The 19,886-nt window shown below is 61.6% G+C and carries 22 protein-coding genes; 12 read left to right on the forward strand and 10 right to left on the reverse strand.

Annotated elements, in window-relative coordinates; translation table 11 throughout:
• Positions 1 to 21: 21 nt before the first annotated feature.
• From FAA86_RS17070 to FAA86_RS17085, 4 genes are all read left to right on the forward strand, one after another.
• Entirely contained in the window at positions 22 to 840 is an 819-nt protein-coding gene (locus tag FAA86_RS17070) for an ABC transporter permease (RefSeq protein ID WP_136542380.1), read from the forward strand.
• A 1-nt stretch (position 841) separates the two neighbouring features.
• The gene (locus FAA86_RS17075; RefSeq protein WP_136542381.1) at positions 842 to 1,630 is read left to right on the forward strand and encodes an ABC transporter ATP-binding protein; all 789 of its coding nucleotides are present in this window, start codon (positions 842 to 844) and stop codon (positions 1,628 to 1,630) included.
• Positions 1,631 to 1,644: 14 nt separating this feature from the next.
• Positions 1,645 to 2,955, forward strand: a complete 1,311-nt coding sequence (locus FAA86_RS17080; protein WP_136542382.1) for an NtaA/DmoA family FMN-dependent monooxygenase — start codon at positions 1,645 to 1,647, stop codon at positions 2,953 to 2,955.
• Positions 2,956 to 3,045: 90 nt separating this feature from the next.
• Complete coding sequence (locus FAA86_RS17085; RefSeq protein ID WP_374725504.1) at positions 3,046 to 3,537, forward strand: flavin reductase; 492 nt, start codon at positions 3,046 to 3,048, stop codon at positions 3,535 to 3,537.
• 3 nt (positions 3,538 to 3,540) lie between these two features.
• Here FAA86_RS17085 and FAA86_RS17090 read toward each other — a convergent pair whose 3' ends face one another.
• From FAA86_RS17090 to FAA86_RS17100, 3 genes are all read right to left on the reverse strand, one after another.
• Positions 3,541 to 4,296, reverse strand: a complete 756-nt coding sequence (locus FAA86_RS17090; protein WP_136542383.1) for an SDR family oxidoreductase — start codon at positions 4,294 to 4,296, stop codon at positions 3,541 to 3,543.
• Positions 4,297 to 4,376: 80 nt separating this feature from the next.
• Positions 4,377 to 4,886: an acyl-CoA thioesterase gene (locus FAA86_RS17095; RefSeq protein WP_136542384.1), complete on the reverse strand. Its 510-nt coding sequence runs from the start codon at positions 4,884 to 4,886 to the stop codon at positions 4,377 to 4,379.
• A gap of 308 nt (positions 4,887 to 5,194) precedes the next feature.
• On the reverse strand, positions 5,195 to 5,764 hold the full coding sequence (locus FAA86_RS17100) for a histidine phosphatase family protein (protein WP_136542385.1): 570 nt from the start codon (positions 5,762 to 5,764) through the stop codon (positions 5,195 to 5,197).
• 234 nt (positions 5,765 to 5,998) lie between these two features.
• Here FAA86_RS17100 and FAA86_RS17105 point away from each other — a divergent pair, with 234 nt between their 5' ends.
• Complete coding sequence (locus tag FAA86_RS17105) at positions 5,999 to 7,099, forward strand: glycoside hydrolase family 25 protein (RefSeq protein WP_136542386.1); 1,101 nt, start codon at positions 5,999 to 6,001, stop codon at positions 7,097 to 7,099.
• 20 nt (positions 7,100 to 7,119) lie between these two features.
• Here FAA86_RS17105 and FAA86_RS17110 read toward each other — a convergent pair whose 3' ends face one another.
• Positions 7,120 to 7,299 carry a hypothetical protein gene (locus FAA86_RS17110; RefSeq protein ID WP_136542387.1) on the reverse strand — a complete coding sequence of 60 codons (180 nt, stop codon included), beginning with the start codon at positions 7,297 to 7,299 and terminating at the stop codon, positions 7,120 to 7,122.
• 193 nt (positions 7,300 to 7,492) lie between these two features.
• Here FAA86_RS17110 and treZ point away from each other — a divergent pair, with 193 nt between their 5' ends.
• Positions 7,493 to 9,343: a malto-oligosyltrehalose trehalohydrolase gene (gene treZ, locus FAA86_RS17115; RefSeq protein ID WP_136542388.1), complete on the forward strand. Its 1,851-nt coding sequence runs from the start codon at positions 7,493 to 7,495 to the stop codon at positions 9,341 to 9,343.
• An 85-nt stretch (positions 9,344 to 9,428) separates the two neighbouring features.
• The gene (locus FAA86_RS17120) at positions 9,429 to 9,683 is read left to right on the forward strand and encodes a hypothetical protein (RefSeq protein WP_113459927.1); all 255 of its coding nucleotides are present in this window, start codon (positions 9,429 to 9,431) and stop codon (positions 9,681 to 9,683) included.
• Between the two features lie 144 nt (positions 9,684 to 9,827).
• Here the strand turns inward: FAA86_RS17120 and FAA86_RS17125 are convergent, their stop codons facing one another.
• Positions 9,828 to 10,103 carry a BON domain-containing protein gene (locus FAA86_RS17125; RefSeq protein ID WP_246035121.1) on the reverse strand — a complete coding sequence of 92 codons (276 nt, stop codon included), beginning with the start codon at positions 10,101 to 10,103 and terminating at the stop codon, positions 9,828 to 9,830.
• Positions 10,104 to 10,204: 101 nt separating this feature from the next.
• Between FAA86_RS17125 and FAA86_RS17130 the strand changes: the two genes are divergently transcribed.
• Both FAA86_RS17130 and FAA86_RS17135 read left to right on the forward strand, forming a co-directional pair.
• Complete coding sequence (locus FAA86_RS17130; protein ID WP_136542390.1) at positions 10,205 to 11,896, forward strand: sensor histidine kinase; 1,692 nt, start codon at positions 10,205 to 10,207, stop codon at positions 11,894 to 11,896.
• Positions 11,897 to 11,954: 58 nt separating this feature from the next.
• Entirely contained in the window at positions 11,955 to 12,185 is a 231-nt protein-coding gene (locus FAA86_RS17135; RefSeq protein ID WP_136542391.1) for a hypothetical protein, read from the forward strand.
• A 203-nt stretch (positions 12,186 to 12,388) separates the two neighbouring features.
• Here the strand turns inward: FAA86_RS17135 and FAA86_RS17140 are convergent, their stop codons facing one another.
• Positions 12,389 to 12,709, reverse strand: coding sequence for a hypothetical protein (locus tag FAA86_RS17140; protein ID WP_136542392.1), 321 nt, complete (start codon positions 12,707 to 12,709; stop codon positions 12,389 to 12,391).
• A 100-nt stretch (positions 12,710 to 12,809) separates the two neighbouring features.
• On the opposite strand from FAA86_RS17140, the gene FAA86_RS17145 reads away from it, so the two are divergent.
• Complete coding sequence (locus FAA86_RS17145; RefSeq protein WP_113459922.1) at positions 12,810 to 13,085, forward strand: hypothetical protein; 276 nt, start codon at positions 12,810 to 12,812, stop codon at positions 13,083 to 13,085.
• A complete protein-coding gene (locus tag FAA86_RS17150; RefSeq protein ID WP_136542393.1) occupies positions 13,082 to 13,291 on the forward strand; it encodes a hypothetical protein in 210 nt (69 codons plus the stop codon). Before FAA86_RS17145 ends, FAA86_RS17150 begins: the two co-directional genes overlap by 4 nt.
• A gap of 64 nt (positions 13,292 to 13,355) precedes the next feature.
• On the opposite strand, the gene glgA is transcribed toward FAA86_RS17150, so the two are convergent.
• Together glgA and FAA86_RS17160 are read right to left on the reverse strand one after the other, a co-directional pair.
• Positions 13,356 to 14,807, reverse strand: coding sequence for a glycogen synthase GlgA (gene glgA, locus FAA86_RS17155; protein WP_167495025.1), 1,452 nt, complete (start codon positions 14,805 to 14,807; stop codon positions 13,356 to 13,358).
• Positions 14,808 to 14,935: 128 nt separating this feature from the next.
• On the reverse strand, positions 14,936 to 15,199 hold the full coding sequence (locus FAA86_RS17160) for a DUF2934 domain-containing protein (RefSeq protein WP_136542395.1): 264 nt from the start codon (positions 15,197 to 15,199) through the stop codon (positions 14,936 to 14,938).
• Positions 15,200 to 15,488: 289 nt separating this feature from the next.
• Between FAA86_RS17160 and ku (FAA86_RS17165) the strand changes: the two genes are divergently transcribed.
• On the forward strand, positions 15,489 to 16,298 hold the full coding sequence (gene ku, locus FAA86_RS17165; protein ID WP_136542396.1) for a non-homologous end joining protein Ku: 810 nt from the start codon (positions 15,489 to 15,491) through the stop codon (positions 16,296 to 16,298).
• A gap of 39 nt (positions 16,299 to 16,337) precedes the next feature.
• Here ku (FAA86_RS17165) and ligD read toward each other — a convergent pair whose 3' ends face one another.
• A complete protein-coding gene (ligD, locus tag FAA86_RS17170) occupies positions 16,338 to 18,914 on the reverse strand; it encodes a DNA ligase D (protein WP_136542397.1) in 2,577 nt (858 codons plus the stop codon).
• Between the two features lie 2 nt (positions 18,915 to 18,916).
• Entirely contained in the window at positions 18,917 to 19,759 is an 843-nt protein-coding gene (gene ku / locus FAA86_RS17175) for a non-homologous end joining protein Ku (protein WP_136542398.1), read from the reverse strand.
• Between the last annotated feature and the right edge of the window lie 127 nt (positions 19,760 to 19,886).

A 19,886-nucleotide genomic window follows, 5' to 3' on the forward strand; every position in this document is an offset into this window, starting at 1 on the left:
CGAAGCGGAAGGGGGCAGCCAATGAAACGGATCATCAACTACCCCCCGTCCAGAGGCCAGCGCCTTTTCCTCGGCATCCTGCCCTTCATTTTGATCGCGGTCGCATATCTCGTGGCATCAGAGGCACGCCTCTCGGTCAATCCCACCGACAAGCTGATGCCGGGTGTCGCCTCCTTCGTCGCGGCGATGCAGCGCATGATGTTCGAGCAGGATCGTGCGAGTGGCGCGCTGCTCTTCTGGTGGGATACCTATCTCAGCCTCTGGCGTCTCTTCGTTGGACTCGGGCTGTCGGCGCTCATGGGCTTGGTGCTGGGAACCCCGATTGGCTTCATCCCGCAGCTTCGCGCGGCCTTCGATCCGGTGCTTGCAGCAATCTCGCTCGTGCCTCCGCTCGCCGTGCTCCCGATCCTCTTCATCCTCTTCGGGCTCGGTGAAGTCTCGAAGATCGTGCTGATCGTCTTCGGCGTTGCCCCCTTCTTGATGCGCGATGTTGTGCTGCGGGTAGATGCAATCCCGCGTGAGCAGATCATCAAGGCGCAAACGCTTGGCGGCTCGACCTGGCACATGCTGATCCATGTCGTCCTGCCACAGGTCATGCCCGGCTTGATCAATGCGGTGCGCCTGTCGCTCGGGGCCACTTGGCTCTTCGTGATTGCCGCCGAGGCGATCACCGCCGAAGGCGGCCTCGGCTACCGCATCTTCCTCGTCCGTCGCTACCTCGCGATGGACATCATCCTGCCCTACGTCATCTGGATCACTTTGCTTGCCTTCGTCATCGACCTGCTGCTCCGCTGGCTGTCCGCCAGGCTTTACCCCTGGTCCGTGCTGAAGGAAGCGTGAGATGGTCGAGATTGTCTTCGACAAGGTCTGGAAGGAATATGGCGACGCCATCATCCTCGAAAATGTCAGCTTGACGCTGAAAGACCACGAGTTTCTCTCCATCGTCGGACCGAGCGGTGTGGGAAAGACCACGCTTCTTCGTCTGCTTCTGAGCCAGGAAGTGCCGACACGGGGCCAGATCCTTCTCGATGGCCAACCGATTGCCGGCGAGCCGACCGATGACCGCGGAGTTGTCTTCCAGCGCTACTCGGTCTTCCCGCATAAGACGGTCCTCGGCAATGTCATGATGGGCCCCGAATGGCGCGGCTCCGCATTCTTGGGAAAACTCTACGGCTCGCGCCGCAAGGCGTTGATCGACCGGACCCATGCGCTGCTTGAGCGTGTCGGCCTGAAAGATGCGGTCGACAAATACCCCCAGCAACTCTCCGGCGGCATGCAGCAGCGATTGGCGATTGCGCAGGCGCTGATCATGCAGCCCAAGGTGCTGCTGCTGGATGAACCCTTCGGCGCTCTCGATCCCGTGACCCGAAAGAGCATGCATGTCCTGATCCGTGAGCTCTGGTCCGAGCGACAGATGACGATCGTCATGGTCACGCACGACATGGGCGAAGCTTTCGAACTCGGGACCCGTGTCATTGCCATCGACAAGCTGCGGCGCGATCCCCAGGCACCGCAACGATATGGCGCCGGCATCATATCGGACTTCGAGGCAAAGCCGCGGATCGTGCGTGAGTCCGCCCGTTTCGAACTCGGTCGTTCCAAGGTCATCCCACTGCAGACTGCCCGATAGATAAGGAGAGCCCCATGGCCAAAAAAATGCACCTCGCCTGGTTCATGAATTTCACGCCTGATGAGTGGCGCGCACCCTTCGGCCAGGGTGGTTATCCCTGGGACGGGCGCTTCTACATCGAGATGGCCCAAACCCTTGAACGCGCCTGCTTCGATTACATCATGATCGAGGACAAGCTGATGGTGCCGCAGACCTATGGCGGCTCGCGCGATTTCGCGCTGAAGAACGCGATGATGGTGCCCAAGCACGATCCGGCGCCGCTCGCCACGGCCATGGGGATGGCGACTTCCAGGCTCGGTGTCGTCGCCACCATGTCGACGATGGCCTACCCGCCCTTCCTACTTGCCCGCCTCTGCTCGACCATCGACAGCCTGACCCGGGGCCGGTTCGGTTGGAACATCGTTACCAGTGCCGAAGACCTGGCAGCCAAGAACTTCAACATGGAGAAGCTGCCATTGCGCGAAACGCGCTACGAGATGGCGGAAGAGTATATGGAGGTCGTCAACAAGCTCTTCGACAGCTGGGACAAGGATGCCGTGGTCCTTGACCGCGAGAAGGGGATCTATGTGGACCCCACCAAGGTGCGCACCATCGATCACGTGGGCAAGCATTACCAGGTGCGGGGACCGCTCAACACGGTGCCGTCGCCGCAGCACCGACCCATCTACGTCCAGGCAGGCGCTTCGCCGCGCGGCCGCGACTTTGCCGCCCGCTTTGCCGACTCCATCATTTCTGTCGCTTCCGGTGTCGCCGAGATGAAGGCGTTTCGAGATGATATCCGCGCCCGGGCAGACAAGGCCGGCCGAGATCCCGACGAGATTAAGGTTCTTTTTTGCATCACGCCGACACTCGGCGAAACCGAATTCGAGGCACAGGAGAAATACAAGCGCCTCGTCTCCTCGGATTATTTCATCACCGATACGCTCGCGTCGATCTCTGCGATCACCGAGATCGATTTCTCGAAGTTCGATCTCGACAAGCCGCTGCCGGAAAAGCTGGTAACCAACGGGGAGTCCGGTTCGCTCGACAAGTTCCAGCAGTGGGGAAGCGGGAAGACGCTGCGCGAACTGGTCGTTTCCGGCGGTGGCGGCCTCGTCTCATCGGTAGAACTGATCGGCACACCGGATCAGGTCGCCGAGCGCATGGGGGAGGTAATGGAGGAGGTCGGCGGTGACGGCTTCCTGGTCACCACGCCGGTCCTGCGCGTGTCTCGCCGCTACCTGACAGAAGTTGCCGACGGACTGGTACCGGCGCTGCAAAAGCGCGGGCTGGCACGGACCGCCTATTCTCATGAACTCCTCCGAGACAACTTGCGTGAATTCTGAAGCGAGCGCTGCGTTGGCAGCACTCTTGAGCCGAAACAACGAGAAGGAACCGTCATGACACAGCTTCATCTCGCCCAGTCCAGTTCCAAGATGCCGCTGCCACCGGTCACGCGCGACATCTTCCGCAATGGGATGGCCTCGCTTGCAGCCGCCGTGAACCTGATTGCAACCGATGGTCCCGGTGGCAGATCGGGTTTCACAGCCACCGCCGTCACCAGCGTCACCGATGACCCGCCGACACTGTTGGTCTGCCTCAACAGAACCAGTTCAGCCGCCCCTGCGGTCATGGAAAACAAGGTCGTCTCGGTGAACGCGCTGGCCCCGGGCCATGAGGCCGTATCCTCGCTCTTCGGCGGGAAGACGCCGATGGAAGACCGCTTTGCCGCTGCGCGCTGGATCCGCGGCCAGACCGGCGCGCCGCTCTTGGAAGATGCGCTCGTATCCTTCGATTGCCAGATCATCGAAACGGTCGAGGTGGGCACGCATTTTATCCTGATGTGCCGGGTCGTTGATGTTCTCGCCGGTGATCGGGAGGAAGCGCTCGTTTATTTTCGCCGGGCCTATCAAGCTGTCAGCGCCTGACCGCTAAAGCGATGCGGTAATCCCACCGTCGACATAGAGGATATGCCCGTTGACGAAAGATGAGGCGTCGGAGGCGAGGAAGATCGAGGCGCCGACCAGTTCCTCGACTTTGCCCCAGCGTCCGGCCGGTGTCCGTTTGGAGAGCCAGGCGGTAAACTCCGGATCGGCGACGAGAGCGGCGTTGAGGGGCGTTTCAAAATAGCCTGGCGCGATTGCGTTGCATTGAAGCCCGTGCCGCGCCCAGTCCGTCGCCATGCCCTTGGTCAGGTTCCCGACAGCCCCCTTGGTCGCCGTGTAGGGCGCAATCGTGGGTCGGGCGAGTGCTGTCTGCACGCTCGCGATGTTGATGATCTTGCCGCGTCCACGGCCGATCATGTGTCGGGCAACGGCCTGACCCACATTGAAGACACTGGACACATTGGCCGCCATCAGCCGCTCGAAGGCCTCCGCCGGAAAGTCCTCAAGCGGTGCGCGATGCTGCATGCCGGCATTGTTGATGAGGATATCGATCGGCCCGATCTCGCCCTCGAACCGGTTGACCGCCTCCTTAACCGCCGCATGATCCGTTACATCGAAGGCAAGCATGCGCGCGCCGGCTCCCAGTGAGCGGGCCGCGCTTTCAAGCTTCTCGACACTGCGCCCGTTGAGCACGACCTCGGCACCCGCCTGCTGCAGGCCGGCGGCGAGTGCAAGCCCGATGCCCTGCGAGGAACCCGTTATCAGCGCCCGGCGCCCTGTCAGATCGAAGAGCTTGTTCATGGTATCCGCCTCCACTGAAAATGATCGTGACCCCGGACTTGGCCAAGGCTCGATCAAAGTCAAGGCAGGTGGGTGGAGACTCAGGTCCCGGCGAGCGCTTCCTCGGCAGTCTGGCTCGCCTCCTTGAAGCGGGCCTCGAATTCCAGACGCAGCGCCCGCCGGGTTTCGGCCGCGCGTTGGCGGCGCTTGCGGATCTCGTTCTGCGGCACATAGGGAGGGACGGCTGTCGGTCTCCCCTCGGCATCCACGGCGACCATGGTGAAGTAGCAGGAATTGGTATGCCGGCGCTCGCCCGTGCGGATGGTCTCCGCCTCGACCCGGATGCCGACCTCCATCGAGGTCCGGCCTGCATGGTTGATCGAGGCGCGGAAGGTGACGAGTTCCCCGACATGGATCGGCTGGCGAAACACCACCTGATCGACCGAAAGGGTCACCGCATATTGCTGCGAATAGCGCGACGCACAGGAATAGGCCACGCGATCGAGCAGATTGAGCAGCGCGCCACCGTGCACCTTGCCGGAGAAGTTGGCCATGTCGGGTGTCATCAGCACCACCATTTCAAGCTGGCTGGTGTCGTGCGGTTCGTCCATCAAATGCCCTCTGCGCTTAAAACTGTTCCCCATCCTATTGTGCGGCGCGTCAGGCGCAAGTGTCGGACGGGAAGCGGATGTGACCACAGAGCTTCGACCGCTCGCGGCAGAGCGGAGAAGCAAGAGAACGAGATCATCTGCGATCAATGCAGATTTTAGACTCCAAGATCTGATTTTTCTGAAGAATTATGGGCCAGCCGGACCCTGCCGGCGCGTCCGCCGAGGCATGTCAGGATTGCCGCCGCACCTAAGCTTGTTCAAAGCCTTTCATCACGGGCGATCTCTTTCTCGCCGCACCCTTTTCCCCGTCATGCCTCGGCGGACTGCCGGCCGATCACGGCGACCGCACCGGCCTCATCCAGTTTGGCAAAGACCAGTTCCCCGCTACGCGGGACAATGGACGTAAGCCCGGTCACGTTGACCTGATGCGTCACGAGCACGAGCGGCAATCCTGATCCGCGGGTGCTGAGCCATTGCCGTAGGGCCTCGGTCTGGCCGCGTCCGTCTTCCGGCTTCCCGAAGAAGGAATTGAGCAGTGGTTGCTCCGTCACCGGCCCGAGCTCCAGCAGCCCGGCGGTGTCGAGGCAGCGGCACAATCGGCTAGAATGCACCGATGCCGCCCGGATCCCATTGTCGCGGAAGAGAGCGCCGATCCGTGACGCCTGCGCTCGCCCTTCCTCCGACAGGTTTCGTTGTGTGCTGCAGTCACCGATCCGCATCCCCGGTGGGTCACCCGTCCCCGGGGCAATGGCGTGGCGAAGCAGCACAAAGGCCTGGCCGGACCGCAGAGCCGCCCACGGGTCCTCGTCCGCCATCAGGGGCATTCCACCTGACATGGCAAAGAGGGATGTGAGAAGAAAGGATCGTCTCGGCAGCATGTTTGCCTCCCTGAAGTCTCTCCGGCGATTGCTTATGAATAGATACGTCCTGCTTCGCGCCCGGGACTTCTGGCGCCGGCGCACATATGCGTGAACGGTTTCACAAGCCGCGCTGCAGTCGCATCCCGTAAAGATTGGATTCACCTTTTCCCGGTAAAGCTTTGTTAGCAATTCCCAGAAGCTCCGGGCGTCCGCCTTCGTTTGCGCCCGGCTTACAGTTCGAGTCCGTGTGCCATGCGTTCCCAGGTCCTCTCCTCGCTCCTCGTCGGCTGCCTTGTAATCACCGGCTGCAGTGCGCGCACAAACCCTATTGAAGCCCTCAGGCTCTCCTCCTCCTCCGCGCCAAAGCCACAGCCGACCGAGACGGCAGCAGCCCCGACACCGGCTGTCGCGGTCGATGAACAGACAGGCTCGATCGCCGCGGCACCATTGAGCGGGGGCGGGGCTCCGGAGCCCCTGGCATGGGCGGGAGATACGCCGAGCCAGTCACATTTCGAGTCCGCAACGATGACGGCCGGAATGCCGGTACCGGACCAGCGACCGGTCGCCATGCTTGTCCCGCCGACCTCTCCGCTTGCGGCTCCGGAACAACCTGCAGGGCGCTCGACTGGTCGTCACCGGGTTTATGATCAGCGCTTCCGGGATGCCAAGCCGATCAACTTCGGCAAGGTGAAGCCGAAGCATCATGCCGTTCACGGCGTCGACGTCTCGCGCTGGCAGGGCGACATCGACTGGACGACACTGCGCAAGCAGGGTGCCAACTTCGCCTATATCAAGGCGACCGATGGCGGCGATCACCTGGATCCCATGTTCCACACCAATTGGAAACGGGCCAAGGAAGCCGGCGTGAAGCGCGGCGCCTATCATTTCTTCTACTGGTGCCGCGTTGCCTCGCAGCAGGCAGATTGGTTCATCCGGAACGTGCCGCGTGATCCCGACGCCCTGCCGCCGGTGATCGATGTCGAATACAACGGTGAGTCCAGCTGCCGCTTCAAGCTGTCTCCGGAAAAGGCGCGCGAAAAGATGCAGGTCTTCATGGACCGGCTCGAGCAACACTACGGCAAGCGCCCGGTCATCTACACGGCGCCCGACTTCTACAAGGACAACCTGCGCGGCCACTTCCGGGATTATCCCTTCTGGCTGCGTTCCGTTGCGGCGCATCCGTCCAAGATCTATCCGGATCGCAAATGGGTCTTCTGGCAGTATTCCGGATCCGGCCTGTCTCAGGGCGTGAATGGCAAGATCGACCTCAACGTCTTTTACGGTTCGATCTCCGATTGGCAGAACTGGGTCGCAGGCAAGAAGGGCTGGGAAAGGGTCGCCGGCCTTCGCTGAAGCAGGCGACCCGGTTCGGCTTACATCGGTGCGCCGGGCTCCACGACCGGCGGATCGCGGGTCTCGTCCGGATTGGGGTTCGGCAACTCGTCCGGCAGCACATCCGGTTCCGGCTCTTCGACAGGAACGTCCGGAACCCAGGTTGGGGCCGGCATCGGCGGCTGATCTTCATATGGCGATGATGGATTGTTGATGGGCATGATCATCTCCCTCTTGGCCGCCTGCCGCAAAATGCGGTCGAGGTCGGCATATGCAAGAGCAATTCGCCCGGACCGGCTTTGTTCCTGAAAACAAGAGTATCCGCTCGCTCAATCATCATGCCTTGCCAGCGCGGAACTTTCGGCACGCCTCAGGGTTCGTTCGCTTCGGAGTTTCAAGCGAGAAGGCGAACAGATGGACGAGCGGATTGCAGGGCTTGATGCTGAGAACTTGGACGCTGCGCCGGAATACCGCGTATTCCCGAAAAGCTGGGGTGCGGAATACACCGCCGCCGGCGAGGTCCGCTTCCGCATCTACGTATCGGGTGTCGAAGCTCTAAGCCTTCGTCTTGCCGACGAACAGGTTCCCATGTCGACAACCGGGGACGGCTGGTTCGAGCTGCTGGCCACCAATGTCCCTCCCGGCACGCCCTACCGCTTCGTGCTGCCGGACGGCCGACAGATCCCGGATCCGGCAGGCCGTGCGCTGGAAAGCGATGTCCATGGCGCGTCCCTTGTGGTTGATCCCACGGCATATTCCTGGAAGGCCAGCGGCTGGAAAGGTCGTCCCTGGTCGGAAGCCGTAATCTACGAGATCCATGTCGGCACCTTCACGGAGGAAGGCACGTTCGCCGCCGCGGCCGAAAGGCTTTCTGGCCTGAAAGACTTGGGGATCACGACGATCCAGCTGATGCCCGTTGCGGCTTTTGGTGGCCGTCGCGGTTGGGGTTATGATGGCGTGCTGCTCTACACGCCGCATCCGGCCTATGGCGAGCCCGCCGATATGAAGGCCTTCATCGACACGGCCCATGGCCTTGGCCTGATGGTCATGCTCGATGTGGTCTACAATCACCTCGGCCTCGACGGAAACTACCTTGAGGCCTACGCGCCTGATCTCTTCATGGACGAAGGCACGCCCTGGGGGCCGCGGCCCGACGTGACCCGCAAACCCATGCGGGATTTCGTCATCGAAAACGCTCTTTACTGGCTGGAGGAATTCGCCCTGGACGGCCTGCGTTTCGATGCGGTCGATCGGATCGAAGATCAGACCAGCGATGTTCACATCATGGAAGAAATGGCGCTGCGCATCCGCGACGCGCTGCCCGGGCGACATGTGCACCTCGTGGTCGAGGATGGCCGCTGCATTACCGCACTTCATGAGCGCGCCGAAGACAATTCGGTTCGGCTCTATGACGCAGTCTGGAACGACGGCTACCACCACCTGATCCATGCCTGGGCAACGGGTGAGCACGGCGGCCATTTCAAGGTCTTCGCCAAGGACTTTTGGCCGAGAATAGGCAAGACACTCGCCACCGGTTTTGCTCTCCAAGGGGAAAAGATCGCGGAAAAGGGGGAGGAGCTGGTGGGTGAACCAAGCGGTCATCTGCCACCGGTCACCTTCATAAACTTCCTGCAGAACCACGATCAGATTGGCAATCGAGGACGCGGCGACCGCCTCTGGAGCAACATTGAGCCTGATCTTGCTGCACGGCTGATGGGCATGCTGCTGTTGTCGCCACAGATTCCGATGGTCTTCATGGGAGACGAGTTCCAGTCGAAGGGACGCTTCTTCTTCTTCGCAGATTATCCCGCAGATTTTGATCAGAACACACCCGAAGACCGGTTGCGTCAGGGCGAAGCTTTCGGCTCGGCGGATCTGATGCTGGACGAGATCCGGGATCCGACCGATGTCGCAACCTTCTCAGTTTCCAAACTCGATTGGCAGGAGGCGGAAACGGAGGAGGGCTCGAAGGTGAAAGCCGAGTTCCGCGATCTCCTGCGAAAGCGCCACGAGCATCTCATGCCTCTGCTGCGCGATATCGGAGGCGGCGTGGGGCATGTCCTGACTGCGGAGGAAGGGTTGCTCGCGATCGACTGGCAGCTGGGAGAGCGCCGCTGGCAATTGCGGTGCAATTTCAGCGATGACGAAGCCACTTTGCCGCCGGTCCACGGGCAAACCATTCATGTCATGCCCGGTGAGGCAGAGGCCGATATCCGGGATCTCTCACGCTTTGCTCCGCGCTCGCTGATCATCGCCTGCGGTTGATTTCGCAAACTTGGTAAAAAAACGTCAGAGGTCGCGGAACCCTTCATCATCTTGTTCGTTTGTCGGCAATCAGGAGGAGTGCGGCATGACTCAAGTTTATTGTGACATCATCCCTCAGGCGAGCGGTTGGTGCTTTCTGTCCGAAGAAGGCCAGTCGCCGGTTTACCCGAGCTACAGGCTCGCGGTCGAAGCCGCACGCGGCTATTCGGAAAGCCAGGCCGCCAAGCGCAAGACGACCGTTCTGCGTCAGCAGGATCTGAAAGGTCGCATGCTTGAAATCGGCGGCATCAATCAGTCCTGGGGATCGGACGGCATGACGGGAATGAGCGGTCGTGCGTGAGCACGCCGCTTTGCAAGTGGCATCGGAACTTCGGTGAAGGCAATCAGGGGTGAGGCGGGCTGCAGCGGCGTGAGGCGGAGACGTGTGGTCTCCGATCGCGCCATGCCGCGCGTCAAGCGAAGCGTGTATGGCGGACTGTCTCGCTCACGGCGCTTCGTCGGTTTCCATGCGCACCGTAACTTTCTCGACACCGGCCACCGTCAACGCGGCTTCCACAGCACGGTCCATCTCATCGCGCGTGCTCACTGTGCCGAAGAGGAAGATCTCACCCCCGCTCGCCACCACCCGCAAGCCTTCGGCGCCCGTGCCCTGCGTCGAAGCCAAGGCGTCGGCCACACGCTGCTCGAGCGTTGCCTCTGTCGGGTTCTCTTCGGCGACGGTCGGCGCCTCGCCGTGGAACAGTTGCGGCTTGAAGATCATCGCACTCTCCTTCTTCGGTCTCATCTTCCTAACGCGCTTGATAGAAATTGGTTCGCCAAGACACGCGGGAGATCCGGGGTATCCCCGGGGAGGGCTGCTCCTTGAGCCGGATCTCGAAAACACTTCTGGGGTTCTTCCCGACGGCGACAATCGGATCTTATCTGGTCACGATGGCAGCGCTTGCCACGCTGCCATTGCTTGCCTTCGTCGCTTTCCTCCTCCTGGAACTCGAGAGGTCGCAGTTCCAGACCCTGCGCACCGATGTGGCCCAAAATGCGCAGGCCATCAGCCGCGCGGTCGAGCGCAAGCTCTCCGACCTGGAAACAACGCTGGCCCTCGTCGCCAATTCCGTTGAGCTGCAGCAAGGCGATCTGCAGGCCTTTCATACCCGGGTCGGCGAAAGCCTGAAGGACAGTTCACTCTATGTCCTCTTGGCGCGCGGCGATGGCATCCAGATTTTGAACACCCGTATGCCATGGGGGGCGCCTCTCCGGCCCATGGCCAATCCCCAATCCGTCTCCTCGGCCTTGGAATCGGGTAAGGTAGAACTCTCAGGCGTTTTCCTGGGCGCAACCAGCCAGCGTTGGGTCGTCAATCTGACGATGCCACTCAAAGAGCCCGGGCCAGCCGGCACCGAGGCCGTGGTGCTAACGCAGGACGCGGAAAGCCTTCGCAATCTCACCTTCCGCGATACGCTCCCGCTCGGCTGGACGGCTGCCCTCGTCGATGGGGAAGGCAGCATCGTCGTTTCCAATGGTGCAGACGTCAGGCCGCCCGGAACGCAGGTGGAGGCAAACTGGCCGGAACTCATGTTCGGGATGAACGGCAGCGCCGTCTTCTATCGGGATGGCCGGCAACACCTTCTGGGATATGCCAAGGTGGCTGACTGGCCCTGGCGCGCCATCGTCTGGGGACCGGCCGACAATCTCAACAACTCCTTCGTCACGCTGTGGAAGAGCCTGTTGATCGGCAGCCTGATCTTCCTGACGATCGTCCTCGGCCTGGCTTCCATTGCGGCCCATCAATTGCGGTCCGCCATCCGGAAAATCGCCAACATGGCCGAACGCATCGGCCGTGGTGAAATCGTCTCGCCAGAGCGGACCAAGATCGTCGAGGCAAATCAGGTCGCCATCGCGCTATCCAATGCCTCCTTCGATCGTGCGGAAGCCGAGGAGCGCATCCATTTCATTCTCCAGGAACTCGTCCATCGAACGAAGAACATCCTCTCCCTCGTGCAGGCAATGATGCGGCAGCTGGCGCGCGGAACCGATGACGTCGAAGAATTCCAGCGCGCAGTGAGCGGGCGTCTGGCGGGTCTGGCGCAGTCGATTGAGGCACTCGCCAAGCAGCAATGGGGCGGCATTCCCCTGGCGTCACTTGTGGACCTCCAGCTGACGACGGTGGTCGGTTCGATCGATCGTGTCACACGGCAGGGGCCGGAACTGCTGGTCAACGCCAATGCGGTCCAGAATCTCGGGCTCGTCTTCCACGAGCTTGCCACCAATTCGGTCAAATACGGTGCCTTGTCCGTGCTCGAAGGGCGCCTTCGCATCGAATGGGAAATCCTCGAGCCTTCCGAAGAAGACGAGGATCGCCAGCTGCGGCTGAGATGGATCGAAGAGCACGGTCCGCCGGTGACGCCACCGACCCGCCGCGGCTTCGGCTCCACGGTCATCGAGCGACATGCCGCGAGCGCATTCGTGGGCAAGGTTTCTGTCGATTTCGAAGAAGCGGGCCTTCGCTGGACGCTCAATGCTCCGCTGTCAGCTTTCGTTGCCGGCACGGATGAATAGGGCTCGGAACCTTTGACGGTGGTCTAGGGTTGATCCTCCGGAAACCGGAGAAAAGAACATGTCGTCCGATCATCAGGATAAAGACGTCAAACGCGTTCACAAGGACGCCCAGGGTCAGTTCGCAGGAACGCAGGCGGGCGGTGACAGCGACGGTGTCGCCAGTGCCAAGCCGACCGTTGTGACCGGCTCGGAGGATGCCACCGTCAACAAGTGGCCGCCCGGCAAGAAGGATCCGCCGAAGGACTGGGACTCCAATTTCGATATTCGCGACCAATCCTCCGACCAATAAGCGGGAGGGTCAGAACTTCCCTGACCCCATCCGTGCTCCGTTGATCTGTGCGGGAACAGCGACCGGGGACCGCGACCGCTCACGGAGCGGCAGGTCTGCTCGCAGCGGCAAGGCAACCTGCGGATTTTCCGGCAGGCCCGTACTTGGCGCCCGACGTCGCCGGATCCTGTTGAAGAATTGAGAAAGCATCTTCCTGAGCATGATTATCTCCTCTCGTTCGTCGCTTGCGTGAAACCATTGGGTTCGCCGAGGTCGGTCGAAGAGCGTTGAAGGGCAGACGCACGGGCTTTCGCCGTCTCCAGAATTTCGCGGATGGCTTCACCCTTTTCGTGACCGCGTCCCACACCGGCCGAAGGCTCAGCACCCGGATCTTCCGACCCGTCCCGAAGCAGCACTTCCTGCTCGAGGTTGCGCAGCAGTTCAGGGGCTTGATTGGGCGAAGTGAGGATCTCCGTCAGGATTGAGATCAGGATCTCCCGATGGGCATTCAGCCGTGCCTCAAGTGTCTTCAAATCGCCGTCCATTGAACCCTCTCCTCTGCGGACAAACCCTATGGGAGAGGAACATTGCGCGGCTCCAAATGTTTCCTCTGAGAGCAATTTCTTCTGTCAAAGGGAGTGGATTATGTCCGAGGTACGTCCGCCGCGCTGGCGTCGTTTTCCCGATCCGCGTGATCGCCTGATCATCGCGCTCTTCGCCCAGCTGGAGGCGGAAAGGCAGACCCGCGAGACCCTTCGGATGGCGATCCGCTCCGGTACGATCGATCCCGCGGTCCTGGAGGCGATCGCCGATGATCCTGTGCCCGCCACCAGTGAGGATATTGCAGCCCTGGAACGGACGATCGCCGTCCGCGAGCGCTTCCACGCGGAAGCCGACCAGCACAGAGAGGACTGGAGATGAAACTGATCAAGATCGCCGCCGTGTTTGCCACGGTGGGTTTGCTCGCCGCCTGTGGCGACTCGAGCAACAATAGGAGCGGCACGACGAGCGAGGAGCGGACCACAACCGGCACTCTGCCCGCCATGGAAACCGACAGTGACCCGACCCCACAGACCGGTACGGGCGGGGCAGGCCAAAGCCGCCCGAGCGGGCAGACGACCCCTTAACAATGCTACAAAGGTAAAGGGCCCGGATCTGATCCGGGCCCTTCTTCATGCAATCCTCATCGCCTTAATGGCGCAGCTGGATGTTTGCTTCCGTCAGGCGGCCATAGACCTCTGCATAGCTCTCCGCACTGCGATCCCACGAATAGTCAGCGCGCATGGCCTGCAATTGCAGTCGCGCCCATTTGCGCTTGTCGCCATAGGCCTCGGCCGCGCGGCGCAGCGCATGACGCAGGCCCTCCGGGCGCACGGGATGGAACTGGAAGCCCGTGGCAGCCCGTGCCGAAATCGCAGCATCATTGGCATCGATGATCGTTTCCGAGAGACCACCCGTCCGCGAGACCACGGGAACGCAGCCGTACCGCAAGGCGTAGAGCTGAGTCAGCCCGCAGGGCTCGAAGCGCGACGGCTGGATGATCCCGTCGGAGCCGCCGTGGATGAGATGGGCCGTCGGCTCGCTATAACCGATGGACACCGCCATCTTGCCCGGGAAACGCGCGGCCGTGGCCTTGAGCGCATCCTCGATGTCATGATCGCCCTGACCGTGAACGATCAGGCGTCCACCCCAGTGGAAGATCTCATCCGCAACCTCGGCCAGCATGTCCATGCCCTTCTGCCAGGTGATGCGGGTGACCGCCGAGAAGAGCGGGCCATCGCCGGCTTCGAGGTTGAAACGCTCGAGCAGCAGAGCCTTGTTGTTCTTCTTGGTGCGAAGTGTCTTCATGTCGTAGCGGAAGGGCAGATAGGGATCGGTCGCCGGGTTCCAGATCTCCTTGTCGATCCCGTTGACGATGCCCTGGAGACGATCCATCCGCGCGTTCAAGACACCGTCCAGACCCATGCCGAAGGTGGGAGACAGGATCTCGCGGGCATAGGTCGGGCTGACGACGGTGATGTGGTCTGCCGTGACGAGGCCACCCTTCAGGTAGCTGATGTCACCGAAATACTCCATCTGGTCGATGGAATAGACCTCCGGCGGCAGACCAATCTGCGGCAGTAGCGAAGCCGAATACTGCCCCTGGAAGGCAAGGTTATGAATGGTCAGGACCACGGGAACTGCCGAACCCATCTGGCGCAGATAAACGGAGGTCAGCGCCGACTGCCAGTCATGCGTATGGACGAGATCGGGTTTCCAGCCGGGCAGGGCCCCGGCGGCGATCTCGGCACCCGCGAGCGACAGCACGGCAAAGCGCTTCCAGTTATCGGGATGATCCACGCCATGCTCATCGACATAAGGGCCGCCCGGGCGCTCGTAGAGTGCCGGCGCGTCGAGGACGAAGAGGCTGAGGCCATCGATTTCGAGATGACGCAGCGTCGCCTTTTCTCCCAGGAGATCGTCGAACTCCATCAGCGGCGGATGAAGGCGCGCCAAGGCGAGGATGGACGGGTATCCGGGAACGAGCGTATGGGTTTCGATGCCGTAGGTGGACAAGGCCTTGGGAAGGGCACCGGTCACATCGGCGAGGCCGCCGGTCTTAATCAGCGGATAAATTTCGGAGGTGACGGCAAGCACGTGCAGCGGCACGCGCGTGGGATAATGGCGACGGGGACGAAGCTCTTCCTCGTCCCGGTAATAGGCTTCCCGCACCCGCTGGATGAACTGTGCACGGCTCAGCGCCAGAGAAAGATCAACTCCTGCCACCTTGGTCACCCTTTCCGGCTCCTTGCCGCCTTGCGAACCGGGCGCACCGGCTCTTCCGTGATAACAAGACCTTCTTCCTGGACAGATGCCTGCGCATCGGCAATGCGTCGGCCGGCTTTTGCCGTTGTTTCGGACGCGGATGCGTGCAGGGTTTCCCAGTCGTTGAGGGCAGTCTGCCAATGGGCCTCGTCGCGGCCGTCAGGGCGCCCCTCTTCCTCCCAGAGCGAATAGGCTCGTCTAGCAATCCAGTCGTAGTCTCGTTCAGGCATGGCAATTCTCCGTCGTCGCCGCTTGCTCTTCCCCACGCAGTTATGATCGGCCGAGCGCGGTCTCGTCGCACCCGCCGGCTCCCCGGCTGGATCTGTCGGCGATACCCCCATATCGACTTCAAATCCTCCGGCTCATCACTGAAGAGGAACAGGCATGAGATGAACGCCACCAAGGGCAAACAGTTCCCGCTGCAACCGGCGATTTGAACAATGTTTGGAACTGTTCCCTGACCCTGGCGTTCTCCGGGGCAGTGCCGAGGACAGACGAGGCCCGGGAGGAGAAAGACGCATGGCGCAGCGGGCGTTCTGGAAAGGCTATCTGAAGCTCTCTCTGGTCACGTGCCGCGTTGCCATGACACCGGCCGTCACCGAAAGCGCCAAGCTTCGTTTTCACAACATCAACCGCGAAACGGGCAACAGGGTCGTCAGCCGCTATGTCGATTCCGAAACCGGCAAACCCGTCGATGATGAGGACCAGGTCAAAGGTTACGAACGCGGCGAGGATGATTACGTCCTGTTCGAAGACGACGAACTGGACGACGTAGCGCTCGAAAGCACGCGCACCATCGACATCGAGAGTTTCGTCCCGCAGGATTCGATTGGCTGGATGTGGTACGACAGCCCGCATTACCTCGCGCCCGCCGACAAGGTGAGCGAGGAGGCCTTCGCCGTCATCCGTGAGGCCATGCGCAAGACGAAGACAGGCGGCATCGCTCGTTTGGTGCTCTATCGCCGAGAGCACGCCGTTCTGCTCGTTCCGCGGGACGAAGGCATGGTGGTCTGGACCCTGCGTTATGGCGATGAAGTCCGCGATCCCGATCCCTTCTTCAAACAGTCTGCCGATGAAGCCCCAGCCAGCAGCGCCAAGACCATGATGAAGAAGCTCATCGAGGCGCGGATGCGCGACTGGGACCCGAAAATGGTGCGCGATCCCGTCGAGGAGCGTCTGCACGAGATCATCGAAAACCGAACGAAGAAATCCAAGCGCACCAAGCCGAAGAAGGCAGCAGAACCGGAGCGCAAGGACAACGTCATTGACATCATGGAGGCCCTGCGCCGAAGCCTCGCATCGGAAAAGAAGACGTCCTCTCGTAAGTAGCGAAGCCAGGGCCTGCTATCGGATCGCAGGTATCGCCGTCTACCGCCCCTTCTTAGGTCGGGATTTCGCTTTCGTTTGCAGCACCGCTTCAGCCTTGCGAAAATCTTCCCAGGGATCTGCGTCGGTTCCGGCCAGCCGCGCTGGCACATTCTCGACGGTGAAGTGGTTCGGCAGGATCTCCGGGCTCAGCTCATCGAAGGAAAGCGGCATGGAGACCGGTGCGCCGGCCCTCGCGCGAGTGGAGTAGGGAGCAACGGCGGTCGCCCCGCGTCCATTGCGCAGATAATCGATCAGGATCTTGCCCTTGCGTTTCGCCTTGCTGATCGTCGACACGTAATCGTCCGGACTGTCAGCGCTCATCCAGTCGGCCAGCGCTTTCATCGCCGCCTTCACTTCCGGCCATTGCGCCTTTGGTTTGAGCGGCGCAACGACATGCAGGCCCTTGCCGCCGGATGTCTTGACGAAACCCGTCAGCCCCATGTCTTCAAACCGTTGACGCACCTCGAAGGCTGCCGCGATCACCCGTTCCCACTCGACATCCGGCCCCGGATCGAGGTCGATATTGACCATATCCGGCCGCTCCAGATCTCCCCCACGGGAGCCCCATGGATGGATCTCGAGTGCCGCCCCCTGAACAAGCGACAGGAGGCCGTCCAGATCGTGGATGGCGACCAGCGCCTCGTCGTCCTTCGGATCGCGGATCGTGATGATCTCCTTGCGCATGCCCCTCCAGCCATGCTTCTGGAAGAAACAGGTCTTTTCGTGCCCCTCCGGGCATCTCAGGAGCGCCAGCGGTCGATCCACGATGAAGGGCGCGATCCGCGGCCAGACAAGCGCGTAGTAATCGGCCAGGCCTTCTTTCGTCACGCCAGCCTCAGGCCAGTAGAGCCGATCGGGATGGGTGAGGTTGATACGCCGGCGCGCGGCCAAGCTGGCTGCCTGTTGCTTTGCGTCCTTGGCAGACCCACGACCACCACCTGCCTGCTTGGCTGGCGTATTCGTCTTGGGCGTCTCAATGATGACGTCGCGGGCGGCCTTGTCTTCCCTCAGCCCGCGGAAAGACGCGTGACGCAGATGGGCGTCGCCTGTCCAGCCGCGAAACTCGATCTCCGCCACCACCTCCGGCTCGACGAAGACGGCGTCCTTGCGTTCGAGGCTCGTCAGCTTGTCCTTGAACGGGCTCTTCTCCCGTTTCAGTGGCTCGAGCCGCGTGAACAGCTGGCGGGCGAGCTTTTGCGTATAGCCGGTGCCGACCCGTCCGACATGCCGCAAACCGTCTTCCTCGTTCACCCCCATGATCAGCGAGCCGATCGCCTTGTCTGAAACGGAGGAGGGCACATAGCCTGCGACGACGAGCTCCTGTCGCGCCGTGCATTTCGACTTGACCCAGTCACGCCCGCGGCCCGGCCGGTAGGGCGCATCGGCCACTTTCGAAATGATGCCTTCAAGGCTGAGCCGGCAGGCATGCTTGAGAACCAGATCTCCGCCTTCGTCGAAATGGCTCGAATACTTCAGCGGTGCCCCCACCTCGGTGATCAGCGGCTCCAGCAGGGCCTTGCGGTCTGTGAGCGCAGCTCCGGTCAAATCCTGGCCATCGAGATGCATCAGGTCGAAGACATAGTAGGTGAAGCGATCGTCGCGGCCTTCGCTCAGATCCTGCTGCAGAAGAGAGAAATCGCTGCTGCCATTGCCGCTTTCGACGACGATCTCGCCATCGATCAGGGCAGACTGGACCGGCAGGGCCTTGAGGGCCGAGACCATGCCTTTGCCGAACCGGTCCGTCCAGTCGAGGCCGGACCGCGTCAGCAACTGGACTTTGCCGTGATCGATCCGGGCCTCGATCCGGTAGCCGTCAAGCTTGATTTCGTGCAGCCAGCGGTCACCCTTGGGCACGGATTTGACCAACGTCGCGAGCGCCGGTGTCAGGAAGTCAGGTAGGCTCCCCGGCTTCGCGCCCTTGATCTTGGCGTCCGCTTTAGCGGTGGCGGTTTTGGCAGCCGCCGGCTTCTTCGCCTTCGAGGTCTGGCGCGAGTTCCAGACTGCGGCCTTGCCGTCCCCCTTCAGGCTCTCGATGGGACGACCGCTTTTGACGGAGAGCGGCAACTCTTCCACAATATCGGGATCTCCCTCGCGGCGAGCGGCCTCGTCCTCTCCCTTGATCAGGAGCCAGTTCTCGCGCGTCTCCCCTTCTTTCCCGGCCATCCGCACGAGGTGCCAGTGGCCGCCAAGCTTCTCGCCTTTCAGCGTGAATTCGAGATGCCCCTTCTTGTAACCCTTCTTGGCGTCATGGATCGGCTCCCATGTGCCGCGATCCCAGACGATCACCTCACCCGATCCGTATTGGCCGGGCGGTATCACGCCTTCGAAGTCGCCATAGGCCAGGGGGTGATCTTCCACATGCACCGCGAGCCGCCTGTCCCCGGGAACGAGGCTCGGGCCGCGCGTCACGGCCCAGCTTTTCAGAACGCCGTCCATCTCCAGGCGAAAATCATAGTGCAGACGCCGCGCCGCATGTTTCTGGACGACGAAGCTATTGCCCGACGTCTTCGTCTTCTGGGCCTTCGGCTCGGGTGTCGACTTGAAGTCACGCTTGCGGCGATACTCGGAGAGCGACATCGTCAGCTTGCCTTCTTCTGCTTCGCCGCAGAGCCAGTGCTCGCCTTGCGTTTGGGCGAAGACACCGTCTCGGTCGCGCCCGCACTCTTCCGCAAAGCATCGAGGAGGCTGGTAACGTTCTCCGGCTTGCGCTTCGGCAGCTTCTTGGGCTTGCGTCCGGCGATCTTCGCTTTGACCAGTTCGGTCAGTGCAGCCTCGTATCGGTCCTCATACTGGCTCGGATCGAATTCGCCCATCTTCGTGCCGATGATGTGGCGCGCCAGATCCAGCATCTCCTTCTCGATCTTTACCTTGGAGATGTCCTCGAAACTCTCGGCCGCGTTTCGGACTTCGTAATCGTAGTTCAGTGTCGTGGCGATCAGGCCCTTGCCGTGCGGCCGGACGAGAACGCTGCGGACCCGGCGAAATAGCACGGTGCGGGCAATCGCCGCCACACCTTCAGCCTCCATGGTCGCGCGGATCAGCTCATAGGCTTCCACCGAGCGCCGGTCGGCCGGGGCAAGGAAATAGGGGCGTTCGAGATAGAGGGTGTCGATCTGATCGCAGCTTAAGAACGCAGAAAGCTCGAGCCGCTTGTCGCTTTCGGGAACAGCGTCGCGAATTTCGTCCGGCTCCAGGATGACAGTCTGCCCTTCGGGCGTGTCATAGCCCTTGACGAGATCGTCCTTGCCAACGGGGCGTCCGCTGTCCTCATCCACGTATTCGCGACGCACCCGGTGCCCGGTGTCGCGATTGATGATGTGAAAGGCCGTGCGCTCGGCACCGTTGACGGCGGAATAGAGCGCCACCGCGCACCCGAGATCGCCGATCGAAAGATGCCCTTTCCAGATTGCCCTCGCGCTCACGCTGAACTCCTGTCGCTTTTCGGCGCAACGACCGGGTCGGGCCTTTGTTCCGCCAGCGCGATCAGCCAGGCGCAGCAAAATAAAACATTATCTTCTCATATTAGGGATTGCGGGTGCAGGTGGAGAT

The sequence above is a fragment of the Rhizobium rosettiformans W3 genome, from assembly GCF_004912135.1.
In the GTDB taxonomy this organism is placed as follows: Bacteria; Pseudomonadota; Alphaproteobacteria; order Rhizobiales; family Rhizobiaceae; genus Allorhizobium; species Allorhizobium rosettiformans.

Excerpts from the sequence above, each read along its gene's own strand:
- FAA86_RS17110 (WP_136542387.1), bottom strand. The coding sequence starts at position 7,299 with ATGCCCATCAACAATCCATCATCGCCATATGAAGATCAGCCGCCGATG.
- FAA86_RS17120 (WP_113459927.1), top strand. The coding sequence starts at position 9,429 with ATGACTCAAGTTTATTGTGACATCATCCCTCAGGCGAGCGGTTGGTGC.
- FAA86_RS17145 (WP_113459922.1), top strand. The coding sequence starts at position 12,810 with ATGTCCGAGGTACGTCCGCCGCGCTGGCGTCGTTTTCCCGATCCGCGT.
- FAA86_RS17070 (WP_136542380.1), top strand. The coding sequence starts at position 22 with ATGAAACGGATCATCAACTACCCCCCGTCCAGAGGCCAGCGCCTTTTC.
- FAA86_RS17100 (WP_136542385.1), bottom strand. The coding sequence starts at position 5,764 with ATGCTGCCGAGACGATCCTTTCTTCTCACATCCCTCTTTGCCATGTCA.
- ku (WP_136542396.1), top strand. The coding sequence starts at position 15,489 with ATGGCGCAGCGGGCGTTCTGGAAAGGCTATCTGAAGCTCTCTCTGGTC.
- FAA86_RS17085 (WP_374725504.1), top strand. The coding sequence starts at position 3,046 with ATGCCGCTGCCACCGGTCACGCGCGACATCTTCCGCAATGGGATGGCC.
- FAA86_RS17135 (WP_136542391.1), top strand. The coding sequence starts at position 11,955 with ATGTCGTCCGATCATCAGGATAAAGACGTCAAACGCGTTCACAAGGAC.
- FAA86_RS17150 (WP_136542393.1), top strand. The coding sequence starts at position 13,082 with ATGAAACTGATCAAGATCGCCGCCGTGTTTGCCACGGTGGGTTTGCTC.
- FAA86_RS17075 (WP_136542381.1), top strand. The coding sequence starts at position 842 with ATGGTCGAGATTGTCTTCGACAAGGTCTGGAAGGAATATGGCGACGCC.
- FAA86_RS17090 (WP_136542383.1), bottom strand. The coding sequence starts at position 4,296 with ATGAACAAGCTCTTCGATCTGACAGGGCGCCGGGCGCTGATAACGGGT.
- FAA86_RS17095 (WP_136542384.1), bottom strand. The coding sequence starts at position 4,886 with ATGGACGAACCGCACGACACCAGCCAGCTTGAAATGGTGGTGCTGATG.
- FAA86_RS17140 (WP_136542392.1), bottom strand. The coding sequence starts at position 12,709 with ATGGACGGCGATTTGAAGACACTTGAGGCACGGCTGAATGCCCATCGG.
- ligD (WP_136542397.1), bottom strand. The coding sequence starts at position 18,914 with ATGTCGCTCTCCGAGTATCGCCGCAAGCGTGACTTCAAGTCGACACCC.
- FAA86_RS17160 (WP_136542395.1), bottom strand. The coding sequence starts at position 15,199 with ATGCCTGAACGAGACTACGACTGGATTGCTAGACGAGCCTATTCGCTC.
- treZ (WP_136542388.1), top strand. The coding sequence starts at position 7,493 with ATGGACGAGCGGATTGCAGGGCTTGATGCTGAGAACTTGGACGCTGCG.
- FAA86_RS17125 (WP_246035121.1), bottom strand. The coding sequence starts at position 10,103 with ATGATCTTCAAGCCGCAACTGTTCCACGGCGAGGCGCCGACCGTCGCC.
- FAA86_RS17105 (WP_136542386.1), top strand. The coding sequence starts at position 5,999 with ATGCGTTCCCAGGTCCTCTCCTCGCTCCTCGTCGGCTGCCTTGTAATC.
- FAA86_RS17080 (WP_136542382.1), top strand. The coding sequence starts at position 1,645 with ATGGCCAAAAAAATGCACCTCGCCTGGTTCATGAATTTCACGCCTGAT.